At 67.3% G+C, this 21,658-nt stretch carries 25 protein-coding genes; 13 read left to right on the top strand and 12 right to left on the bottom strand.

The genetic code is table 11. The features are described from left to right. Positions 1 to 200: 200 nt before the first annotated feature. Positions 201 to 1,157 (bottom strand): SDR family NAD(P)-dependent oxidoreductase, encoded by a 957-nt coding sequence (locus ACNUDN_RS20510; protein ID WP_419123603.1) that lies wholly within the window; start codon positions 1,155 to 1,157, stop codon positions 201 to 203. Between the two features lie 72 nt (positions 1,158 to 1,229). Here ACNUDN_RS20510 and ACNUDN_RS20505 point away from each other — a divergent pair, with 72 nt between their 5' ends. From ACNUDN_RS20505 to ACNUDN_RS20495, 3 genes are read left to right on the top strand one after another with little or no spacing between them, the layout of a single operon-like run. Next, the gene (locus ACNUDN_RS20505; protein WP_419123602.1) at positions 1,230 to 1,751 is read left to right on the top strand and encodes a gamma carbonic anhydrase family protein; all 522 of its coding nucleotides are present in this window, start codon (positions 1,230 to 1,232) and stop codon (positions 1,749 to 1,751) included. Between the two features lie 57 nt (positions 1,752 to 1,808). Further along, positions 1,809 to 2,957 carry an NAD(P)H-binding protein gene (locus ACNUDN_RS20500; protein ID WP_419123601.1) on the top strand — a complete coding sequence of 383 codons (1,149 nt, stop codon included), beginning with the start codon at positions 1,809 to 1,811 and terminating at the stop codon, positions 2,955 to 2,957. Continuing rightward, positions 2,954 to 3,664: a CPBP family intramembrane glutamic endopeptidase gene (locus ACNUDN_RS20495; RefSeq protein ID WP_419123600.1), complete on the top strand. Its 711-nt coding sequence runs from the start codon at positions 2,954 to 2,956 to the stop codon at positions 3,662 to 3,664. Before ACNUDN_RS20500 ends, ACNUDN_RS20495 begins: the two co-directional genes overlap by 4 nt. A gap of 13 nt (positions 3,665 to 3,677) precedes the next feature. On the opposite strand, the gene ACNUDN_RS20490 is transcribed toward ACNUDN_RS20495, so the two are convergent. Next, complete coding sequence (locus ACNUDN_RS20490; protein WP_419123599.1) at positions 3,678 to 3,968, bottom strand: helix-turn-helix domain-containing protein; 291 nt, start codon at positions 3,966 to 3,968, stop codon at positions 3,678 to 3,680. Between the two features lie 117 nt (positions 3,969 to 4,085). Between ACNUDN_RS20490 and map the strand changes: the two genes are divergently transcribed. After that, positions 4,086 to 4,856 (top strand): type I methionyl aminopeptidase, encoded by a 771-nt coding sequence (gene map / locus ACNUDN_RS20485; RefSeq protein ID WP_419123598.1) that lies wholly within the window; start codon positions 4,086 to 4,088, stop codon positions 4,854 to 4,856. Here map and tet(V) read toward each other — a convergent pair. Both tet(V) and ACNUDN_RS20475 read right to left on the bottom strand, forming a co-directional pair. Next, entirely contained in the window at positions 4,853 to 6,136 is a 1,284-nt protein-coding gene (gene tet(V), locus ACNUDN_RS20480) for a tetracycline efflux MFS transporter Tet(V) (protein ID WP_419123597.1), read from the bottom strand. The genes map and tet(V) overlap by 4 nt on opposite strands. A gap of 144 nt (positions 6,137 to 6,280) precedes the next feature. Beyond that, positions 6,281 to 7,102, bottom strand: a complete 822-nt coding sequence (locus ACNUDN_RS20475) for an enoyl-CoA hydratase (protein ID WP_419123596.1) — start codon at positions 7,100 to 7,102, stop codon at positions 6,281 to 6,283. 120 nt (positions 7,103 to 7,222) lie between these two features. Between ACNUDN_RS20475 and ACNUDN_RS20470 the strand changes: the two genes are divergently transcribed. From ACNUDN_RS20470 to ACNUDN_RS20460, 3 genes are read left to right on the top strand one after another with little or no spacing between them, the layout of a single operon-like run. Next, a complete protein-coding gene (locus ACNUDN_RS20470; protein WP_419123595.1) occupies positions 7,223 to 8,317 on the top strand; it encodes a CaiB/BaiF CoA transferase family protein in 1,095 nt (364 codons plus the stop codon). A 52-nt stretch (positions 8,318 to 8,369) separates the two neighbouring features. Continuing rightward, on the top strand, positions 8,370 to 9,122 hold the full coding sequence (locus tag ACNUDN_RS20465) for a 3-hydroxyacyl-CoA dehydrogenase (RefSeq protein ID WP_419123594.1): 753 nt from the start codon (positions 8,370 to 8,372) through the stop codon (positions 9,120 to 9,122). Positions 9,123 to 9,131: 9 nt separating this feature from the next. Further along, positions 9,132 to 10,124 carry an NAD(P)H-dependent flavin oxidoreductase gene (locus ACNUDN_RS20460; RefSeq protein WP_419123593.1) on the top strand — a complete coding sequence of 331 codons (993 nt, stop codon included), beginning with the start codon at positions 9,132 to 9,134 and terminating at the stop codon, positions 10,122 to 10,124. Between the two features lie 140 nt (positions 10,125 to 10,264). Here ACNUDN_RS20460 and ACNUDN_RS20455 read toward each other — a convergent pair whose 3' ends face one another. Beyond that, entirely contained in the window at positions 10,265 to 10,396 is a 132-nt protein-coding gene (locus tag ACNUDN_RS20455; protein ID WP_419123592.1) for a hypothetical protein, read from the bottom strand. A gap of 106 nt (positions 10,397 to 10,502) precedes the next feature. After that, positions 10,503 to 11,075, bottom strand: a complete 573-nt coding sequence (locus ACNUDN_RS20450; protein ID WP_419123591.1) for a DoxX family protein — start codon at positions 11,073 to 11,075, stop codon at positions 10,503 to 10,505. 145 nt (positions 11,076 to 11,220) lie between these two features. Between ACNUDN_RS20450 and ACNUDN_RS20445 the strand changes: the two genes are divergently transcribed. Genes ACNUDN_RS20445 through ACNUDN_RS20435 form a run of 3 tightly spaced genes read left to right on the top strand, consistent with a single transcriptional unit; the run spans position 11,221 to position 14,838 of the window. After that, complete coding sequence (locus tag ACNUDN_RS20445; protein ID WP_419123590.1) at positions 11,221 to 13,536, top strand: MMPL family transporter; 2,316 nt, start codon at positions 11,221 to 11,223, stop codon at positions 13,534 to 13,536. After that, complete coding sequence (locus ACNUDN_RS20440; protein ID WP_419123589.1) at positions 13,533 to 14,228, top strand: TetR/AcrR family transcriptional regulator; 696 nt, start codon at positions 13,533 to 13,535, stop codon at positions 14,226 to 14,228. Before ACNUDN_RS20445 ends, ACNUDN_RS20440 begins: the two co-directional genes overlap by 4 nt. Then, positions 14,209 to 14,838 (top strand): class I SAM-dependent methyltransferase, encoded by a 630-nt coding sequence (locus tag ACNUDN_RS20435; RefSeq protein WP_419123588.1) that lies wholly within the window; start codon positions 14,209 to 14,211, stop codon positions 14,836 to 14,838. The genes ACNUDN_RS20440 and ACNUDN_RS20435 overlap by 20 nt, the downstream gene beginning before the upstream one ends. Here the strand turns inward: ACNUDN_RS20435 and ACNUDN_RS20430 are convergent. Continuing rightward, the gene (locus tag ACNUDN_RS20430; protein ID WP_419123587.1) at positions 14,835 to 15,551 is read right to left on the bottom strand and encodes an NAD-dependent deacylase; all 717 of its coding nucleotides are present in this window, start codon (positions 15,549 to 15,551) and stop codon (positions 14,835 to 14,837) included. The two genes, ACNUDN_RS20435 and ACNUDN_RS20430, sit on opposite strands and share 4 nt — an antisense overlap. 36 nt (positions 15,552 to 15,587) lie before the next feature. Here ACNUDN_RS20430 and ACNUDN_RS20425 point away from each other — a divergent pair, with 36 nt between their 5' ends. Then, on the top strand, positions 15,588 to 15,953 hold the full coding sequence (locus ACNUDN_RS20425; RefSeq protein WP_419123586.1) for an Rv1152 family transcriptional regulator: 366 nt from the start codon (positions 15,588 to 15,590) through the stop codon (positions 15,951 to 15,953). Positions 15,954 to 16,009: 56 nt separating this feature from the next. On the opposite strand, the gene ACNUDN_RS20420 is transcribed toward ACNUDN_RS20425, so the two are convergent. Next, positions 16,010 to 16,846 carry a class I SAM-dependent methyltransferase gene (locus ACNUDN_RS20420; protein WP_419123585.1) on the bottom strand — a complete coding sequence of 279 codons (837 nt, stop codon included), beginning with the start codon at positions 16,844 to 16,846 and terminating at the stop codon, positions 16,010 to 16,012. Next, a complete protein-coding gene (locus ACNUDN_RS20415) occupies positions 16,843 to 17,388 on the bottom strand; it encodes a DUF1697 domain-containing protein (RefSeq protein WP_419123584.1) in 546 nt (181 codons plus the stop codon). Before ACNUDN_RS20415 ends, ACNUDN_RS20420 begins: the two co-directional genes overlap by 4 nt. 69 nt (positions 17,389 to 17,457) lie before the next feature. Here ACNUDN_RS20415 and ACNUDN_RS20410 point away from each other — a divergent pair, with 69 nt between their 5' ends. Together ACNUDN_RS20410 and ACNUDN_RS20405 are read left to right on the top strand one after the other, a co-directional pair. Further along, the gene (locus ACNUDN_RS20410; protein WP_419123583.1) at positions 17,458 to 17,901 is read left to right on the top strand and encodes a PPOX class F420-dependent oxidoreductase; all 444 of its coding nucleotides are present in this window, start codon (positions 17,458 to 17,460) and stop codon (positions 17,899 to 17,901) included. A gap of 17 nt (positions 17,902 to 17,918) precedes the next feature. Then, positions 17,919 to 18,110, top strand: coding sequence for a DUF5302 domain-containing protein (locus tag ACNUDN_RS20405; protein ID WP_419123582.1), 192 nt, complete (start codon positions 17,919 to 17,921; stop codon positions 18,108 to 18,110). 24 nt (positions 18,111 to 18,134) lie between these two features. On the opposite strand, the gene ACNUDN_RS20400 is transcribed toward ACNUDN_RS20405, so the two are convergent. The 3 genes from ACNUDN_RS20400 to ACNUDN_RS20390 form a co-directional block, all read right to left on the bottom strand. Further along, positions 18,135 to 19,442: an acyltransferase family protein gene (locus tag ACNUDN_RS20400; RefSeq protein ID WP_419123581.1), complete on the bottom strand. Its 1,308-nt coding sequence runs from the start codon at positions 19,440 to 19,442 to the stop codon at positions 18,135 to 18,137. Positions 19,443 to 19,636: 194 nt separating this feature from the next. Then, entirely contained in the window at positions 19,637 to 21,268 is a 1,632-nt protein-coding gene (locus tag ACNUDN_RS20395; protein ID WP_419123580.1) for a monocarboxylic acid transporter, read from the bottom strand. Then, entirely contained in the window at positions 21,265 to 21,615 is a 351-nt protein-coding gene (locus tag ACNUDN_RS20390) for a DUF485 domain-containing protein (RefSeq protein WP_419123579.1), read from the bottom strand. The genes ACNUDN_RS20395 and ACNUDN_RS20390 overlap by 4 nt, the downstream gene beginning before the upstream one ends. Positions 21,616 to 21,658 lie beyond the last annotated feature (43 nt).

Here is a 21,658-nt window from a genome sequence, read left to right as displayed (position 1 = left end):
ACGCTTGTCAAGTCGCCTGGCATGGTATGTGCCCGTATTGGCAACGGCCAAGTCGAATGGGCGCCGCACCACCGGCGGCCAACCGGCAATCGGCGGGCTGAGCTGCGGTTTCGTCATCGGGACCGGTCGGGCGACAACGCCGCGACCCCCCCGGCCCGATCTCCCGGCGATGCCGGCAAAAACGGCGTTCGCAGTACGGCTCACGCGGTGGAGCCCAAAGGTGCCGCGCCGGGCGTGCAGAGTCGCTCGGAGAGGTCCCACAACGCCAGCGCCCGGGTCTCGTCGAGGGCGTAGGGTGCGGCCTCGCCCACCTGGCAGTCGGACAGATAGACCCCGCCTTTGCCGTCGAGCTCGTCGCTCACCGCGGCCCACACCTGGGTGCTCGCGCCGTGCTCGGGCGTCGTGAACTGGGTCCGGAAATCGGTGGGCGGCTTGTTCCGGTTCCGCGCGGCGCTCGCCCGGTTCAAGGTCGTGAAATCCTCGGCGCTCATATGTCGTGCCAGCGAGGTGGCCACGATGCCCGGGTGGACGGCGAACGCACGCACGTTGCTGTCGTGCAGACGACGGTCCAGTTCCACGGCGTGCAACAGGTTGGCCGTCTTGGAGGCGCCGTAGGCCGCGAACTTGTCGTAGTCGCGGTGCTCCCAGTTCGGATCCTCGAAGTCCACGTCGCTGATGCGGTGTCCTTCCGAGGAGAGGTTGACCACCCGCGCCCCGTCGGCGGCGACCAGTGCCGGGAACATCAGCCGGGTCAACTCGAAATGTCCCAGATGGTTTGTGCCGAACTGCATTTCGAAGCCCTCGGCGGTGCGGCCGAAGGGGGTGAACATCACCCCTGCGTTGTTCATCAGAATATGCACCGCGGGGGTGAGTTCACTGATCGCCGCCGCTGCGGCCGCGATGCTCGCCAGCGATGTGAGGTCCAACTCCACCGTGGTCAGCCCCGCCCCGGGCACGTGTTCGCGCACCCACCGCGCAGTCTCGGCGAGGGCTTCTGCGTTGCGTGCCGCCAGGATCACCTGTGCGCCGGTGCTTGCCAGCGCGCGGGCGGATTCACGGCCCAGCCCCGATGAAGCGCCGGTGATGACGCAGGTCTTGCCGGTGAGGTCGACCCCCTCGACGATGTCGCGGGCGGTCGGCGCTGACGTCGTTGTCACGTCGTGAGGATCGCACGCGGCGTCGCGACCGCCCGCACCCGGCCCCGTCCCGGTGCCCATACGATGGCGCCCATGCCTGAGCCGCTGATCCTGTCCGTCGCCGGATTCTCACCCGAACTGCATCCCGACAGCTGGTTGGCGCCCAACGCCACCGTGGTCGGGCGGGTCAGTCTGGCCGCGGGTGCCAGCGCCTGGTACGGCGCGATCCTGCGCGCCGAGGCCGAGGACATCGAGATCGGCGCCGGCACCAATCTTCAGGACGGGGTGACCATCCACGTCGACCCGGGCTTCCCGGCCCGCGTCGGCGCCGGTGTGAGCGTGGGGCACAACGCGGTGCTGCACGGTTGCACGATCGAAGACAACTCGTTGGTCGGCATGGGGGCGGTGGTGCTCAACGGCGCCGTCGTCGGTGCCGGTTCGCTGATCGCTGCCGGCGCGGTGGTCCCGCAGGGCGCGGTGATCCCGGCCGGTTCCATGGTCGCCGGCGTGCCCGGAAAGGTACGGCGCGAACTCGGCGAGGACGAGATCGCCGGTATCCGCCACAACGCGGTGCTCTACCAGGAGTTGGTCAAGCTGCACCGTAACCCGGCGTGACAGACCTAACGGCAGTCGGCGGGTTCTGATTCCGATGGTCGGGGTACAAGCCCTACCGTGAATTCCGTGCGCACACTGGTCACCGGCGCCACCGGCTACATCGGCTCGCGGCTGGTCAGCGCGCTGCTCGACGAAGGCCACCAGGTTGTCGCAGCCAGCCGAAACCCCGGTCGCCTGGCGGATTTCGGCTGGTATGAGGATGTTTCGACGGTCAGCCTGGACGCGCATGACGAGATATCGACCCAGCAGGCGTTCACCGACGCCGGACCGGTCGACGTCGTCTACTACCTGGTGCACGGCATCGGTCAACCCGGATTCCGGGAGGCCGACAATCGCGCTGCGGCCAACGTCGCCACCGCAGCCAAGGCCGCCGGCGTGCGTCGCATCGTCTACCTGGGCGGGTTCGTGCCGAACGGCAACACCCTCTCAGAGCATCTGACCAGCCGGGCCGAGGTGGCGGCCGCGCTGACCATCGAGGGCGGGCCCGACGTGGTGTGGCTCGGTGCCGCGATCATCATCGGCGCCGGTTCCACCTCGTTCGAGATGCTGCGCTATGTCGCGGACCGATTTCTGGTGCTGCCCATGCCGGAATGGTCGGCCAATCCCATCGACCCGATCTCGATCAGCGACGCGCTGCACTATCTCGTCGCGGCAGCCGACGCCGACGCGGTGCCCGTGGGCGCCTACGACATCTGTGGACCGGAGACCACCACCTACGGCGACCTGCTGCGGACCTACGCGCGTACGGCCGGGATCTGGCGGGCGCCGGTTGCGGTCTACGGTGTCGACACTGCGCTGGTATCGAAGCTGACCGGTGTGGTCCTGCCAGTTCCCGGTGGCCTCGCGGCCGATCTCGTTGAATCCCTTGACTATCCGATGATGGCATCGGCGCGGGGGCTGGCCGCCCTGGTGCCCGATCCGGCGGACGGGCTGGTCTCGGTCGGCGATGCGATCCGACGCGCCGTGACCAGCCCCGCGCGTCGACCCGTCAACGAGCTGACCGATCCGCACCACCTCGCCGACACCGATCCGGACTGGGCCGGTGGTGACGCCCGGCGGTTGCGGCAGTTGGCCAGTGTCGTCACGCCCCCGTTCGTGCGACCGTTTCTCGGACTGATCGGTTTCGTCCCCCGGCCTCTTGCGGCCGCGGTACGGACCGGGTTGGACACCGTGATCGGATTGGTGCCGAGGGTGATACCGGCGTGAGCACGCGCACGAGTTGGGCGGGAGAACTGCGCAATATCGTGCGCAGGAAAGCCCCGCCGTACAACGAACCGCCCGCAGTGATCGGTCGGCGCAAGTTCGTCGTCGGCGCGGTGCTGTTGGTCGGCGCGGCCTTGCTGGGCTACTCGCTGAGTCGGCCGCCGGGGGATGAGACGTTCGTCTGGCTCACGCTGGCACTGGCCGGGGTGTGGGCGGCCGGCGCGTTCGCCTCCGGTCCCTTGCACATGGGCCATGTCTGCTTTCGTGGCCGCAACCAGCGACCGGTCATCACCGGAACGGCGATCGGACTGGCGCTCGGCGCGGTCTTCATCGTCGGCGGTTTGGTGGTCCGCGAGATCCCCGGAGTCAGCGACTACATCCGTGAGGTGCTGCAGTACTCGACCGCCGGCCCGCTGTATCTGATCGTGTTCATCACGGTGATCAACGGCCTGGCCGAAGAGATGTTCTTCCGGGGGGCGCTGTACACGGCACTGCTGAAGTACCACCCGGTGATCGTCTCGACCGTGCTGTACGTCATCGCCACGGCGGCGACCACCGGCAACCCGATGCTGGGGTTCGCCGCCATCATTCTTGGTACGGTGTGCGCGTTGTTGCGTCGCGCCACCGGGGGAGTGCTCGCGCCGATGTTGACCCACTTCTTCTGGGGGCTGGCCATGGTGCTCGCGCTACCGCCGATGTTCGGTGTCTGACCGCCCGAGCCGTTCAGATCGCGATCTGTTGGTCGCCGTGGTCGTCGCCTGGTCTGCTGTCGCGCCCCTGCCAGACCTGCACCGCCGTCTGCAGCGGCAGCGAGAGGGCCTCACACAGACTCACCACGGTCCCGAAGCTGGGGCTGGGCATCCTGCCGACCTCGATCTTGCGCAGGGTTTCCGGTGAGATTCCCGCCTCCTGCGCGACGTCCTCGGGCGCGCGCCCGGCTCGTGCGGATCTGATCAGCGCGCCCAGACGCTGTCCGGCGCGGATCTGCTCGGGGCTCAGTGGCAGGCGGACCATGCGCCACAGCATAGCCGGTATTCAAATACCGCTGCTGGTACCGTGGCCGGTATAAAAATACCGATGCTGCGACGATGTCGCCGCGATGTACCGCCCACCGCGAGGGAGCCGCTGCCCATGATCGACCTCAAGACCCCCCGGGAAATCGACAAGATGGCCGTCACCGGCGACTTCGTCGCGCGCACGCTCGACACGCTGACTCGCGACGCGCGGCCGGGAGTGAACCTGATGGAGCTCGAGCTCCGCGCCAGGGCACTGATCGCCGACCGGGGCGCCGTCTCGTGCTACTGGGACTACGCGCCGTCCTTCGGGCGCGGCCCGTTCCGCAACGTCATCTGCCTGTCGGTCAACGATGCGGTGCTGCACGGCCTTCCGCACGACTATGTGCTGCAGGACGGTGATGTGCTCACCATGGACCTGGCGGTCTCCATCGACGGCTGGGTGGCCGACTCCGCCGTGACGATCGGCGTCGGCGAGACGGTGAGTGCGGTCGACAGCGCGCTCATCGACTCCACCCGTCGGGCGCTACGCGCGGGTATCGCTGCCGCGCTGCCCGGCGGGCACCTCGGGGACATCTCGGCGGCGATCGGTGCGGTCGCGGCCGCAGCGGGTCACGCCGTCAACACCGACTTCGGTGGTCACGGACTGGGGCGCACCATGCACGAGGATCCCCACGTGTCCAACCGCGGCACCCGGGGGCGCGGGCTGAAACTGCGACCGGGGATGACGCTGGCGCTGGAGCCCTGGTGGGCGCTGGGGACACCCCGTCTGACCGTCGATGCCGACGGCTGGACGCTGCGCTCGGCGGACGGTTCCCGCACCGCGCATTCCGAGCACACCATCGCCATCACCGAACAGGGTCCGCGAGTGCTCACCACGATGTCCTAGCGCAACGGGTGGGCCAGTTCGTCACTGCGCATCCGGGCAGCCACCACCGCGACCGCGGCCAGCAACACCGGCAGCGCGCCGGCCGCCATGAAGATCGTCTCCATCGACACCACCTTCGACAGCGGGCCGGCGATCGCGAACGAGACCGGCATGAATGCCAGCGAAACGAAGAAGTCCAGGCTTGAGACCCGGCCCAGCATCGCCGACGGGACCCGGCGCTGCAGCAGCGTGCCCCAGATGACCATGCCCGCACCGTCGGTGACGCCGACGATGAACGTGGCCGCGGCCATCAACGGGAACGACGACGTGATTCCCACGATCACCAAAGGGACCGAACCGAGGCCCCACATCGACATCATGACGCTCAGATAGCGGCGTGGCAGTCGGCGCGACGCCACCGCCAGGGCGCCCAGCGCGCTACCCATTCCGAAGAACGCCAGGATGAAGCCGTAGGTCTGGGCCCCGTGGGTGAACCGGTCGGCCACGATGAACGGCAGCAGCACCTCGATCGGTCCGAGGACCACGAGCACGAACAGGCTGGCGAACAGCAGAGTCCACAGCAGCCACGGTGTGCGCAGTACGAACACCCAACCGTCGCGCAGGTCCCGAAGCAGGTTCGGGCGCGGAACACCCTCAGCAGCAGGGTCTCTCGGCGCTGGTGCGCGGGTCATCAGGAGTAGCGCCAGTCCGAGGGCGAACAGTGTTGCGACCACGACGGCACCGGTGGCCGGTAGCGTCGCGCCCACCACCAGTCCGGCGGCCGCGGGACCCGCGGCGCGTTGGAACACCGGCCGCACCACACCCTCGACGCCGTTGGCTGCCAGTAACTGCTCCGCCGGCAGGATGCGCGGCAGGATCGCGCTGTAAGCCGGAAAGAAGAACGCGGCCGCGATGCCGAGCGCGGCGGCTGCCACCGCCATATGCCAGATTCGCAGTGCGCCAACGAGTCCGAGGGCGGCAACGGCCGTCACGACGGCAGTGTTGACAGCCTCGACGACGATGATGATCGCCCGCTGGCTGATCCGGTCGGCGGCCAGACCTCCCACCAGCACGAACGCCACCAGGCCGACGCCCATGCAGGTGGCGACGAGCGACAGCGACGTCGGATCGTTGTCGAGTGCGATGACCTGCAGTGCCATCACCACGGCCCACATGCCCTCGGCGAAGATGGACAGCGACACCGCGGCGATCAGCAGGCTGTACTCACGGGAGCGGAACGGCGCGAGCACCCGCCAGCCGGCGACGGGCTCCGGCTGCTCGGTCGTGCACTGGGTGTTCACCGCTCGATGGTCGCCGATGCGCCGGTGTCCGGTCGAGCGATTTTTCGGGGCCGACTGCGGTGTTGAGACTGCGGTGGCGGTGTGCGCTACTCGCACGAATGTGACGTCAGCGCAGTCTCAATCGTCGGTCCGGCACCGAGCTTCCTAAGAGTCGGTGAAGTTCGCTGCGCGGCGCTGCTGGAAGGCCCGGGTCCCCTCGCGGAAGTCGTGCGAGTCGAGCAGGTTCAACTGCCCCCGCTTCTCCAGTTCGAGCGCACCCTCGAGCTCGGTCAGGGTGGCGGCGTTGATCGCCTGCTTGGTCTTGCTCAGCGCCACTGCCGGGCCGCTGACCAGGGTGGCCACGATGCGGTCGACCTCGGCGTCGAACTCGTCGGCGCCGAACACCCCGCTTACCAGGCCCCAATCAAACGCCTCGGCCGCCGGGATCCGCTCGGCGAGCAAAGCCATTCGCAGTGCGCGGATCCGGCCCACCGCGGCGGCGATGAGCGCCGAGGCTCCACCGTCGGGCATCAGCCCGATCTTGGTGAATGCCAGCATGAAAAAGGCCTTCTCCGAAGCGAGTACGACATCGCAGGCCAGTGCCAACGAGACACCCACGCCGGCGGCGGCTCCCCCCACGACGGCGACCGCCGGCTGGGGTAGTGCGGCGATTGCGCGGATGCTGCGGTTGGCGGCGTCGAGCACGTCAGCGGGGGTGCCGGCCGCGCCCGGGTTTGCGTGGTCCTCTTCGCTGATGCCGGCACCTGAGCAGAATCCGCGTCCGGAACCGCCGATGCGCACCACGCGGACACGGGAATCGCCGGCGGCGTGTTCCAGCGTGGAGGCAAGGGTCTGCAGCATCGGCGCGGTCAATGAGTTGAGACTGTCCGGCCGGTTCAGCGTGATGGCCAATACCCCGTCCTGTAGGCGGACGAGCAGATCGTCGATGCCCTCGTAGACGTCGGTGCGCGGGTCGGTGGTGCTCATGTGCGTCCCCTCGATCGGGGGGCCTTCTCGACTGCTGAAGCCCCGTGGCCGGTGCGACTTGGTTATACAAGTAAGCTATGTCGCGGTCAACCGAGGCACTCTCACGAAGGGCGGTTACGCATGGCTGGACCACTGCAGGGACTACGCGTCGTGGAGCTGGCCGGAATCGGCCCCGGGCCGCACGCCGCGATGATCCTCGGCGACCTGGGCGCCGACGTCGTCCGCATCGAGCGGCCAGGAAAGGGCGCGGGACCGGCCACCGAACCGGGACGCGACTATCTGCTGCGTAACCGTCGTTCGGTCGCGGCGAACCTGAAGAGCGACGAGGACCGCGACATGGTGCTGCGGCTGATCGCCAAGGCCGATGTGCTCATCGAGGGCTTCCGGCCCGGCGTCACCGAGCGCCTGGGTTTGGGGCCGCAGGACTGTGCCCGGGTGAACGAGAAGTTGATCTATGCGCGCATGACCGGGTGGGGTCAGGACGGGCCGCGTGCCCAGCAGGCCGGCCACGACATCAACTACATCTCTCTCAACGGAACCCTGCACGCGATCGGCCGCGCGGGGGAGCGGCCGGTCCCGCCGCTGAACCTCGTCGGCGATTTCGGCGGCGGATCGATGTTCTTGCTGGTCGGCGTCCTCTCAGCACTCTACGAGCGGGAACGATCCGGTAAGGGGCAGGTCGTCGACGCCGCGATGGTCGACGGTTCCAGCGTGCTGTCGATGATGATGTGGGCGTTTCGCGGGATGGGGATGTGGAGCGACGAGCGCGGCGTCAACATGCTCGACACCGGCGCGCCCTACTACGACACTTACACCTGCGCCGACGGGCGTCACGTCGCGGTCGGTGCGATCGAGCCGCAGTTCTATGCCGAGATGCTCAAAGGCCTCGGACTCGACGGGGCCGACCTGCCCGACCAGAACGACATGAGCCGGTGGCCGGAGTTGCGCGCGCGGCTGACCGAGGCGTTCGCCGCGCACGATCGCGACCATTGGGCCGCCGTTTTCGCCGGCACGGATGCCTGCGTCACCCCGGTGTTGTCGTTCGCCGAGGTGGAGTCCGAGCCGCACAACACCGATCGGGACACCTTCTACCGCGAGAACGGATATCTCTATCCGGCGCCCGCGCCGCGGTTCTCGCGCACGTCGCCGTCAGCGCCGAAGGCTCCCGGGGTGCCCGGGTCCGACACCGAAGCTGTTCTGCGCGAATGGGTTTGATCCCACTCGGACTTTGTCCCGCTGTGAGTTCACAACAGAAAGGAACCGATCTGTGGAGATCAAGGACGCCGTAGCCATCGTGACCGGAGGAGCCTCCGGGTTGGGTCTGGCGACCACCAAGCGACTGCTCGACCGGGGAGCCTCGGTCGTCGTCATCGACCTCAAGGGCGCCGAGGCGGTGGCCGAACTCGGCCCGCGCGCCAAGTTCGTCGAAGCCGATGTGACCGACCCCGAGCAGGTGACCGCCGCGCTGGACGCCGCCGAGGAGATGGGCCCGGTCCGCATCGACGTCAACTGTGCCGGTATCGGCAACGCGATCAAGACTCTCGGCAAGGAGGGGCCGTTCCCGCTCGACGGGTTCCGAAAGGTGGTCGAGGTCAATCTGATCGGCACGTTCAACGTGATCCGGCTGGCGGCGGAACGGATCGCCAGGACCGAGCCGATCAACGGCGAGCGCGGCGTCATCATCAACACCGCGTCGGTGGCGGCGTTCGAGGGCCAGATCGGCCAGGCGGCTTATTCGGCGTCCAAGGGCGGTGTCGTCGGGATGACCCTGCCGATCGCGCGGGACCTGTCGCGCGAGTTCATCCGGGTGTGCACGATCGCGCCGGGTCTGTTCAAGACCCCGCTTCTGGGTTCGTTGCCCGAGGAGGCGCAGGCCTCGCTGGGCAAGCAGGTGCCGCACCCGGCCCGCCTGGGTGATCCCGACGAGTACGGCGCGCTGGCGGTGCACATCGTGGAGAACCCGATGCTCAACGGAGAGACGATCCGCCTCGACGGCGCGATCCGGATGGCACCCAGGTAGGACATCGGCATGGCTATCAACACGAAGTTCACCGAGACGTTCGGTGTCGAACATCCGATCGCCCAGGGCGGCATGCAGTGGGTGGGGCGCGCCGAACTCGTTGCCGCGGTGGCGAATGCGGGCTGCCTTGGTTTTATCACCGCGCTCACCCAGCCGACCCCGGCGGATCTGGCCAATGAGATCGCCAAGACTCGTGACCTGACCGACAAGCCGTTCGGGGTGAATCTGACGATCCTGCCGTCGATCAACCCGCCGCCGTATGACGAGTACCGCCAGGTGATCGTCGATGCCGGAATCAAGATCGTGGAGACGGCCGGTTCCAATCCGGCGCCGCACCTGCCGATGTTCCACGACAACGGGATCAAGGTGTTGCACAAGTGCACCTCGGTCCGGCACGCGGTCAAGGCTCAGTCGCTGGGTGTGGACGGCATCAGCATCGACGGTTTCGAGTGTGCCGGGCATCCGGGTGAGGACGACGTTCCGGGGCTGGTGCTGATCCCAGCCGCGGCGGACAAGATCGAGATCCCGATGATCGCTTCCGGTGGCTTCGCCGATGCGCGTGGTCTGGTCGCTGCGTTGGCGCTCGGTGCCGACGGCATCAACATGGGTTCGCGGTTCATGTGCACCGTGGAGTCGTGCATCCACCAGAACGTCAAGGAAGCGATCGTGGCCGGTGACGAGCGGGGCACGGAACTGATCTTCCGCTCATTGCGCAACACGGCGCGGGTGGCATCGAATGTGGTGTCGCGTGAGGTGGTCGACATCCTCAAGGGCGGCGGTCAGTTCGAGGACGTCAAGGATCTGGTCGCCGGCGTCCGGGGCCGCAAGGTGTTCGATGACGGTGACATCGACGCCGGTATCTGGACCGTGGGGACGGCCATGGGGCTGATCAACGATATTCCGACGGTGGCAGAGCTGGTCGCACGGATCGTCGATGAGGCCGAAGAGTTGATCGGGGCTCGGCTGGCGGGGATGGTCACGCCGGCCGCGCAGCGGGTCTGACAAAGGCGCGTCTGAAGAGGGCGGGTCTAAGACTAGGTCGAGAGGTATCCGAGAAGTGTCGGACGCCGGCGGGCGCACACGTGCCCGCCGGGTCGGACGAGCCGAACAGACGAACGCGCGCCCGATGGGCGCGCGTTCTTTCACACTGCCGTAGGCAGAATCTGCTCGTCGTCGAGCTGCTCGGAGGTCAGGCCCTCCACCAGGACATCGCCGTGGTAGAGCGCGTCGAAATCAACCTTGATGACATCAGCGTTGGTGTCGTCGATCCACATGTACTGAACAGTAACCATCACCTTTAAGAGTTCTTTGAGTCTCGTTTCGGAAAACTGTGGCAATCATTACTGTCGGGTAGGTTCATTCGCTACCGGCGAGTAGCGCTCACGGTCCCGACGGCGCGGTGAAGTGGATCGGGTTCACACCGTAGAGCGCCATCCAGGTGATCACCGCCACGGCGAAGGCCACGACGATCAGGCTCATCCGGACCCGTCCCGACCAGGTGATCCGGCGCAGTATGCGCCCGTCGACGGAGTGCTTTCCCGCGCCGGTGAACACCAGCGTGGCGGCGCCGAGGCCGAGCAGGAACGCGACGTTGAACGGTTCGGACCAGAAAGCGGTGCCGGACACGTTCACCGCCCACGCGCACAGCATCGCTCCCAGCGCGGCGCATCCCGCCAGTGGGGTCAGCACCCCGAGGAGTAGTGCGACCCCGCTCAGCGTCTCGGTCGCGGTGACCATGAACGCTGCCAGCGCAGGCAGGCGCCAGCCGGCGTCGCTCATGAACTGGACTGTCGTCGAGAAGTCGACGACCTTCATCAGCCCGGCCTGCAGGATCGCGGCGCCGATGCCCAGGCGCAGGACCAGGAGGCCGATGTCGGAACACGAGCCGGCGGGCGGATTCGGGCCGGTGGAGCCGGCGGTTGGATTCTGGCCGGCGGAATGGCTGTCGGTCATCGTGGCCGATGGTAGGCGACCGGCCTCGGGTGCGGAGTCGTTCATATCCGGACGGACCTCCGGCGGCCGCAGAACTCATCGCAGACACCGTTGACCCGCTCAACTTATCGCTGATAACTTAGCGGCGATATCTCAGGAGGTTCAGGTGCTGCACCGCATCGCTTGGCTGGCCATCGCAGCACCCCGCCGCGTCCTCGCCGTCGCCTTGTTGACGATGGTGGCCTGCGGGATCTTCGGAGCTCCGGTGGCGCAGCACCTGTCGGCGGGCGGGTTTCAGGATCCGAGCTCGGAGTCCGCGCGCGCCACCGCGCTGCTGGTCGACAAGTTCGATCAGGGCGACATGGAGTTGCTCCTCAGCATCACCGCGCAGGACGGCGTCGACAGCCCGTCCGCACGGGCAGTCGGAACCGATATCGCAGACCGGCTCAGCGCATCACCGCATGTGGCGTCCGTGACGTCGGCATGGACTGCCCCGGCCTCGGCCGCGCCGGCGTTGATCAGCGAAGACGGTAGGACCGGGCTGATCGTCGCAGGCATCACCGGTGGAGAGAACGAAGCGCAGAAACACACCAAAGCACTCACCGACGAGTTGGTGCGCGATCACGACGGTGTGACCGTGCGTGCCGGCGGGATGGCGATGACCTATGTCCAGATCGCCGCCCAGAGCGAAAAAGACCTACTGACGATGGAATCGATCGCGGTCCCGTTGAGCTTCGCGGTGCTGGTATGGGTCTTCGGTGGATTGGTCGCTGCGGCGCTGCCGCTGGCGGTGGGGGTGTTCGCCATCCTCGGGTCGATGGCGGTATTACGTGCTGTCACGGTGGTCACCGATGTATCGATCTTCGCGCTGAACCTCTCGATAGCGTTGGGTCTGGCCCTGGCCATCGACTACACGCTGCTCATCGTCAGCCGTTACCGCGACGAACTGGCCGATGGTCATGACCGCGAGAGCGCGTTGGTGCGGACCATGATGACCGCGGGCCGCACGGTGCTGTTCTCGGCCATGACGGTGGCGCTGTCGATGGTCGCGATGGTGCTGTTCCCGATGTACTACCTGAAATCCTTCGCCTACGCGGGCATCGCGGTCGTCGGCTTCGCCGCGGCGGCCGCGATCGTGGTCGCGCCCGCGGCGATAGCGCTGGCGGGCGACAGGCTCGACTCCCTGGACGTCCGGCGCCTGATCCGCAGGGTGCTGCGTCGACCCGAGCCGGTGGCCACACCGGTCGAGCGGATGTTCTGGTACCGGTCGACGAAATTCGTGATGCGCCGGTCGATTCCGATCGGGGCTGTCGTCGTCACATTGCTGCTGGTGCTGGGTGCGCCCTTCCTCGGTGCCACGTGGGGTTTCCCCGACGACCGGGTGCTTCCGCAGAGCGCCTCGGCGCGCCAGGTCGGTGACGAACTGCGAACGAACTTCGCCGTCGACAGCACCACCAACGTCGTGGTGGTGCTGCCCGACGCCGACTCCGTCAGCCCGGACGCGCTCGACGACTACGCCGCCGCACTGTCCCGCGTCGACGACGTGTCCGCGGTGTCCGCGCCCGGAGGCGCTTTCGTCGCCGGTGTGAACACCGGACCGCCGGCGGCCGCCACCGGGATCGCCGACGGCAGCGCCTTCATCACCGTCGAGAGCGCGGCGCCGCTGTTCAGCGACGCATCGCATGCCCAGCTCGACCGATTACGCGCCGTCGCACCTCCGCCCGGACAGGATGTTCTGCTGACCGGACTCGCGCAGATCAACCGGGACAGCGCCGAGGCGATCACCTCGCGGCTACCCGTCGTCCTGGCCGTGATCGCCGCCATCACCTTCGTGCTGCTGTTCCTGCTGACGGGCAGCGTGGTGTTGCCGCTCAAGGCGCTGGTCCTCAACGTGTTGTCACTGACTGCGGCCTTCGGCGCCCTGGTCTGGATCTTTCAGGACGGTCACCTGGGGGCGTTGGGCACCACGCCGACCGGGACGCTGGTCGCCAACATCCCGGTGCTGCTGTTCTGCATCGCCTTCGGGTTGTCGATGGACTACGAGGTCTTCCTCATCTCACGCATCCGCGAATACTGGCTCGCGTCCGGGCAGGCCGCCGAGGGCGCCGGCGCACCGACCCCGGGCGAGCGCAGCGACGAGAGCGTGGCGTTGGGCCTGGCCAGGACCGGCCGCGTGATCACGGCTGCGGCGCTGGTGATGTCGATCTCCTTCGCCGCGCTGATCGCGGCGAAGGTGGCGTTCATGCGCATGTTCGGGGTGGGCCTCACCATGGCGATCCTGGCCGACGCCACACTGGTGCGCATGCTGTTGGTACCCGCTTTCATGCATGTGCTGGGGCGCTGGAACTGGTGGGCGCCGGCCCCGCTGGTGAGGCTGCACGAACGCTTCGGTGTGAGCGAGACGCCCGCCGCCGCGCCCCCCGGTGGCGTCGCACCCTTGCGAGCAGAAGGTCGCCATCGGAAAAAGGCACCCGTAGCGTGAGCGGTCCGCGGCGGAGACGACACCGAGCCCCCCGCGGTGCCGGGGAGCTGCTGCGTGCGGAAATCCTCGACGCGGCAACCGATCTGCTGCTGGAAACCGGCGACGAGAAAGAGGTGTCGATCAGGTCCGTGGCGCACCGGGTCGGGGTGACCCCGCCATCGATCTATCTGCATTTCGCCGACAAGACCGCGTTACTGGACGCGGTGTGCGGGCACTACTTCGAAAAACTGGACGAGGAAATGCAGGCGGTCGCGAGCGCCTACACCTCGGCAATCGACGTCCTGCGCGCGCAGGGGATGGCCTACCTGCGGTTCGCGTTGAAGACGCCCGTTTTGTACCGCATCGCGATGCTCGGCCACGGCAGCCCGGGCAGCGATGTCGACGTCGCGTTGAACAGTTCGGCGTTCGGACATTTGCGCGCGACGGTCCAGGCGTTGATCGCCGACGGGACGTATCCGTCGGGAGATCCGACGCTACTGGCGCTGGAGCTGTGGACGGCGATGCACGGTATCGCCGCGATGCTGATCTCGCGCCCCTATCTGCCCTGGGGTGACGCCGAGCAGTTCGCCGATCGCTTGATGCGGGCCGTCTGTTGCGGTCAGATGGTAGCCGGGGCACTGCGGCCCGGTGATTCGCCGCAGCAGGTCATGACCTGGTTGAAGGAGGTCGTCGATGAGCAACAGCGTGGATAACCCGATCTTTTCGCGCCTGTGGAAGGTGATGTCGTCCCGTGAACCGGAATCGCTGCGCAGACTGCGTCGGGAAAACCTGGCCGGCCTGACCGGGCGGGTGCTGGAGGTCGGTGCGGGCACCGGAACCAACTTCGAGTTCTATCCCGACTCGGTCACCGAGGTGGTGGCCGTCGAGCCCGAACACCGCTTGGCCGACGTGGCGCAGGCGCAAGCGGCGCGCGCACGGGTGCCGATCACGGTGAGCACCGAAACCATCGAAGACTTCGCCGACGTCGAGCCGTTCGACGCCGTGGTCTGCTCTTTGGTGCTGTGCTCCGTCGAAGACCCCGAATCTGTTCTGTCCGAGTTGCTTTCGGCGCTCAGGCCGGGCGGCGAGCTGCGCTACCTGGAGCACGTTGCGGGCACGGGTGCCCGGGCCCGGCTGCAACGGTTCGCCGATGCCACCGTCTGGCCACGGCTGTTGGGGAACTGTCACACCCACCGGGACACCGAGCAGACCATCGTCGGCGCCGGATACCGGGTGACCGGCGCGCGCCGCGAGTGGGCATTGCCGGCCTGGGTCCCGCTGCCGGTCGCCGAGTTCGCGATCGGTGTGGCGGTCAAACCCTAGTTCAACAGTTCGGGCAAGCGCTGCAGCAGACCGGGCAGGGCGGTGGCCGCGGTTTCGCGCAGGCTGACCGTCGCGCTGGCCGACAGTGGCGTCGGCTCGGGATTGACCTCGATGACCGGTGTGCCGTTGGCAACCGCCAGTTCCGGCAGTCCGGCCGCGGGATACACGACCGATGACGTCCCGACCACGATGACCAGGTCGGCGCGCACGACGGCATCGACCGACTGCTGCCACGCGTCATCAGGCAGCGCCTCCCCGAACCACACCACGTTGGGGCGGATCAGCCCGCCGCACCCGCTGCAGATCGGTGGCTCGACGGACTCGACCGGCTCCGGCATGGTGGGCACAGCGTCTCGAAAGACCGATCGGCACCGGTCGCAGTGGAACTCGAACAGGCTGCCGTGCACGTGGTACACCTGGCTGCTTCCCGCGCGCTCATGCAGGTTGTCGACGTTCTGGGTGACCACATGGACGTCGGCGTAGTCCTCCCACGCCGCCACGGCCCGGTGTGCGTTGTTGGGTGCGACGGCGCTCATCATGTGGTGCCGCCACAGGTACCAAGCCCAAACCCGGTCCGGATGGGCGCGCCAGCCCTCAGCGCTGGAGATCTCGTACGGGTCGACCTTCGCCCACAAGCCGGTCTCGACGTCACGGAACGTCGGAACACCGCTCTCGGCGGAAATCCCCGCACCGCTGAATACCGTCACCTGCACTCCACCAAATTAGCGGCTGTGGGTGATACTGGGCACGTGGCCGAGTTGGGGGATTGGGTACGCGTAGATCCGCACGCGGCCAGGCCGCTGTTCGATCAGCTCAGAACACAGATCATCGCAGGCATCCGGGACGGCGAGCTCACCCCCGGTACCAGACTCCCGACGGTGCGTGAACTGGCCGGTCAGGTCAACCTGGCGGTGAACACCGTCGCGCGGGCGTACCGGGAGCTGGAAGCGGCCGGCATTCTCGAAACCAGGGGACGATTCGGCACCTACGTGGCCCGCTCCGATCCCGCCGACGTCGCGATGGCCTCCGCAGCCCACACGTATGTGTCGGCGGCGCGTGCGCTCGGCGTCGACAAGGCCGAGGCGTTGCGCTATGTGGAGATCGCCTTCGGCTGAGCCGGACGGACGACACCGTCGGCTGAGCCGGACGAGACGACGCGCTCTGCGGTGGCTCAGCCGAACTCGAGCAGCGTCAACGTCGGCCTGACCGGATCGAGCAGCGGCACCCGCTGCGCGGTCCATAGCAGCGCGTTGAGCAGCCGCCCGCGGGCGTGTTCGGCGGGTACGTCGTGCACCGCGCGGACGCCCGGCACCGTGTTGACCAGATCGGCGGCCTCGGCGACCGATAGCGTGAACGGCATCGGCGGAACCCGGTAGCGCCGGGACGCGCGAAATCCGCGACGCATCAACGGGGCAAACCCGGACGGCGGCAGATCGAACATCATCTGACCGCCCGGAAAGCGCGCGGCGCACTTGGAGATCAGCGACATCGCTTCGGCTGGTTGCAGGTACATGAGCAGCCCTTCGGCGGTGATGAACACCCCGTCGTCGGTCTTCACCCGGTCCATCCAGCTGAAGTCGAGCGCCGACTGCGCGAGCATCTGCACCCGCTCGGAGCCCGGAAGCAGCGTGCGGCGAAGCTCGACGATCGGGGGCAGATCGACGGTCAACCAGCGAAACTCGTGTCCGACGTCCGGGCCCTGGGCGTCGAGACGAAAGAAGCTGGTCTGCAACCCCTCGGCGAGAGCGACCACCGTCGCTTTCGGATGGTCGAGCAGATAGCGTCGCGTCCACGTGTCGAAAACCTTGGCGCGCAGCGCCATATCCTGGCGTCGCACGTAGCCGAACTTGGCGAAGTCGTAGTCGATCGAATCGACCAGGTGGATCGCCATCGGATCGTCGATGAGCGAGTCGGGGCGCCGGGCCTCGGTTGCGCGCACGAGTAGCGTCAGCAATGCCGTTTCCGAGACCCCGGTCAGGTCTGCGGGGTGCTTGCCGGTTTCGGTCATGGTTGTCCGTCCCGCCCGCGCTGACCGCGCAGGACCTTGTCGATCGTGCGCAGATTGCGCGTGGTGGTCGAGGATTTGTACCGCTTCTTACCCATCGTCTTGCCCATGGTGCTGGTGAGGGTGGCCGACCGGGGCACCTGCCAGTAGACCACTCCGGGACCCGCCTGGATCTTCTCTCCGGGACCGGGCTCGGCCCCCGTGGTCAACTGTGCCAGCACGTCGACGTCGCTGACGAAGGTCACATACGAGTGCTGGTCGTCGACCTCACGTTCGAACGGATACTGCCTGGAGATTGCGGCCAGGGTGTCCAGGTCGTAGACGAGAACCCAAGCGTCGTAATTGAATTCGGCACGTAAGGTTTCTTCGGTGCGTCGTCGCACGGTTTGGGCGTCGGCCGTGCTGTCCAGCAGCACGTTGCCGCTGGCCAGGATCGTCTGCACGGCGGTGAACCCGGCATCCTCCAGGGCCTGTGCGACGGCGGCCATCTTGAGGTTGACCCCGCCCACGTTCACGCCGCGAAGAAAGACGGCATAGCGCGTCATGACGCGAATCCTGTCGGTCGGCCCATCTGTTCGATCATCCCAGACCGCTGAGCGTCGTAGGCTCGGGTGATGACGCGCGACGTGTTCGACGACAAGCTGCTGGCACTGATCTCCGGCAACTCGCTGGGCGTGCTGGCCACCCTCAAACGCGACGGCCGGCCGCAGCTGTCGAACGTCGCCTACCATTTCGATCCCCGCGCGCTGACGATCTCGGTGTCGATCACCGAGCCGAGGGCCAAGACCCGCAACCTGCGCCGTGATCCGCGTGCGGCGATCCATGTCAGCTCCGACGACGGCTGGGCGTACGCGGTTGCCGAGGGAGACGCGCTGCTCAGCCCGCCGGCCGCCAACCCCGGGGACGAGACGGTGGACGGTCTGGTCGACCTGTACCGCCATATCTCGGGTGAACACCCGGATTGGGACGACTATCGGCGGGCCATGGTCGACGACCGCAGGGTGCTGATGCGGCTGCCGATTTCACATGTCTACGGCATGCCGCCGGGCCGACGCTGAACGACTACGCTGCTGGCATGGCAGCCAAGGAGTCTTCCGGGTCCTCCAGTACTCCCGAGGACGACAACAAGCGTAAGTTCCGCGAGGCGCTGGAGCGCAAGAAGGCGCAATCTGCCGGCGGTTCGGCGCACAAGGATGCCGGCTCCAAGCAGCCGCGTACCCACGGCCCGGTGGAGAACCGCCGTGAGTTCCGCCGCAAGAGCGGCTGATGTGCGCACCTGACACTGCGGCGGTCACGCATGCTCAGCGGGGGACTGATCGGCCAGAGCGCGGGCCGCGACCAGTGCCCCCAGCATGACGGCGATGAAGTACAGCCCCTGATCCTTCAGGCCCCAGCCCACTGACGCCAGCGTCGCCGCGCCGGCGACGCACAGCAGTATGCCCACGGCGGCGCTGCGAGGACCCGGTCCGGCGACGTATCCGCCGTCCCACAACGGAAGTGGGTCGTTCTCCAGCGGTCTCAGGAGGACGAAGGCCACCCCGACCGCCAGCACCATCACGATCGTCTGCAGCACGGACAGCGCGACGAAGTCCGGCGCGCCCGGATCGAACCGCGGGCGGCCGAGGTAGTCGAACACCAGGTGCACCGCCAGCAGCGGCGGGATGTGCCACAGGTACAGCGTCATCGCACCGCTGTTGCCGATCGCGGTGAGCCACCACACGCGGGGTCGTCGTGCCCACCGGGTGATCGCCGGAGCCGCCGCAATGGCCAACGCGCACAGCATGATTGCATGGCCGGCAAGCAACAGGGTGGGCGGGAACATGTTCGTCAGTTGTTGGCCCTCGATACCGACCAGGCTCAATTCGTACGGGCCGAGGGCGACCAGCGCGACGTTGACGGTCAGCGCCCCGACACCGACGAACAGTGCTGTTCGGGGCCTGAGCAGGCCGCGACGGTAGGCGATGCCGAACACGCCGGGGATGAGCCACATCGCCAGGTTCAGAAAGCCGACCACCGGCCACCCGTCGGCGTTGAGTCGGGCCACGTCGACGACGGCGACGAGCCCGTACAGCGCGGCGACGGCGGCGACGAACCTTGCCGTCGTCGTGATCCGTGTCAGCACCGGGACCGCGGCCAGCACCAGCACATACGCGCCCAGAAACCACAACAACTGCGTGGAGATGCCCGCGACCGGCTCATAGACGTGCACCGGTAGCAGCATCCGCAGCACGACCAGTGCCACCGCCCAGAACGCCAGGTAGTAGAACACCGGCCGGTACAGACGGGTGCACCGGCGCAGCACCCAGTTACCCCAGCTGTGCCCGGCCTGCCAGGACTGCGCCGATGCGGCGACCCCGACGAAGAAGAACAGCGGCATGATCTGGAACACCCAGGTCAGAGCCTGGAACAGCGGTGACGCGGTGAGCAGATTGCTCCAGATGAAGACCTCGTCGCGAATGATGCTGGTGGCCATCACGGTATGGCCGATGATCACGCCGACCAGCGCGGTGATCCGGATGACGTCGATGGCGCGGTCCCGGTCGGGAGGGGTCGCGGCTTCCACCTCTGCCGGTCCCGGAAACGACAAGACCTTGGTCATGCCACGAATCTATGCGCAGTGGCGGTGGGGTCGGTTGAGTGGAACCACTCAGACGGTCGGCGGCGCGACGCGACACCGGCGCCGAGCGGGCACGCCGTGGCCTGGCACTGAACGCCGAAAGTGCATCCCCTACGGTCTTCTCGCGAAGCCCGCGTGGAGATGCACTCTCGGCGGTGCAGGGTGCAGCGGTCTGCTTAGTGTGCGACCGCCTTCTCGGCGCCGATACCGGTCAGCGACCGGACCTCCATCTCGGCGGCAACCTTGGGATCCTCGTCGTCCGGCGAGGTCAGGGTTCCGACGATGCCGAGGACGAATGCCAGCGGAATCGACACGATGCCCGGATTGGCCAGTGGGAACCAGGCGAAGTCCGCGCCGGGGATCATCGAGGTCGGCGAACCCGAGACCGCCGGGGAGAACACGATCAGCACGATGGTCGAGATCAGACCGCCGTACATGCTCCACAGCGCGCCGCGGGTGTTGAATCGCTTCCAGTACAACGAGTAGATGATCGTCGGCAGGTTCGCCGCGGCCGCGACCGCGAACGCCAGAGCCACCAGGAACGCGATGTTCTGGCCGTTGGCCAGGATGCCCAGGCCGATCGCCAGCAGGCCCAGCACCACCGCGGTGATGCGCGACACCCGCACCTGTTCGGACTCGGTCACCTTGTGCGACTTCATCACGCTGGCGTAGATGTCATGGGCGAACGACGCCGACGCGGTGATCGTCAAGCCGGCCACCACGGCCAGGATCGTCGCGAAGGCCACCGCGGAGATGATCCCCAACAGGATCACACCGCCCAGTTCGAACGCCAGCAACGGGGCCGCAGAGTTGACGCCGCCGGCCGCGCCGAGGATGCGGTCCGGCCCGACCAGCGCCGCCGCGCCGTAGCCGAGCACCAGGGTGAACAGGTAGAAGGCGCCGATCAGCGCGATCGCCCACACGACGCTGCGTCGTGCCTCTTTGGCGGTCGGCACGGTGTAGAAGCGCATCAGCACGTGCGGCAGGCCCGCGGTACCGAGCACCAGCGCGATCGCCAGCGAGATGAAGTTGATCTGCGAGGTCAGCGAGCCGCCGTACTGCGCACCGGGAGCCAGCACGTCACGGTCGGCGACACCCGCGGTGGTGGCACCGCTGATCGCCGACTGGGCCGAGCCCAGGATCTCGGAGAAGTTCAGCCCGAATTTCGCAAGCACCATGACCGTCATGAACCCCGCGCCGGCGATCAGCAGCACGGCTTTGATGATCTGCACCCAGGTGGTGCCTTTCATGCCGCCCACCAGTACGTAGAGGATCATCAGCACGCCCACGACCGCGATGACGACCGACTGCCCGGCGCGGCTGTTGATGTCGAGTAGCAGCGCCACCAGGCCACCGGCACCGGCCATTTGCGCCAGCAGGTAGAACAGCGACACCGTCAAGGTGTTGGTGGCCGCCGCCAACCGCACCGGCCGTTGTTTGAGCCGGAAGCTCAGCACGTCGGCCATGGTGAACTTGCCGGTGTTGCGCAGCAGTTCGGCCACCAGCAGCAGCGCCACCAGCCACGCGACCAGGAAGCCGATCGAGTACAGGAATCCGTCGTACCCGTAGACGGCGATGGCGCCCGCGATGCCGAGGAAGCTCGCCGCCGACAGGTAGTCGCCGGCGATCGCGATCCCGTTCTGGGTGCCGGAGAATCCGCGCCCGCCGGTGAAGAACTCCGCCGCGGTCGCGTTCCTCTTGCTCGCGCGGATGACCACCACCATGGTGACGATCACGAAGAGACTGAAGATCCCGATGTTGGCCAGCGGGTTACCGACCGTCTCGGTCTGGGCCAGCAGTGTGGTCATTTGATCTCGCCCTCCAGTTCGGCGCGGATGGCGCTGGCGCGCGGGTCGAGTTCACGGTTGGCGAACACGACGTAGAGCCCGGTGATGAGGAACGTGGACAGGAACTGACCCAGGCCGATGATCAGCCCGACGTTGATGTCACCCCACACCTTGGTCGCCATGAAGTCGTGCGCGAATGCGCCCAACAGAACGTAGGTGGTGTACCAGATGAGGAACACCGCGGTCATCGGAAACACGAAGCGGCGCAGTCTGCTGCGCAGCTCCTGGAACTCGGGGCTGGCTTGAACTTGTAGATAGCGTTCGCCGCTGATGGCTTCCGGGCGAATTGGAAGATCTGTCTCGGACACCTTGTCTCACTCCTGACTGCTGTGAACCGGCTCTCGGGTGAAC

The organism is Mycobacterium sp. smrl_JER01, from assembly GCF_048513595.2.
Taxonomy (GTDB): domain Bacteria; phylum Actinomycetota; class Actinomycetes; order Mycobacteriales; family Mycobacteriaceae; genus Mycobacterium.
The sequence above is the reverse complement of the archived record's forward strand: the minus strand, read 5'-3'. Positions and strand labels throughout refer to the sequence as shown.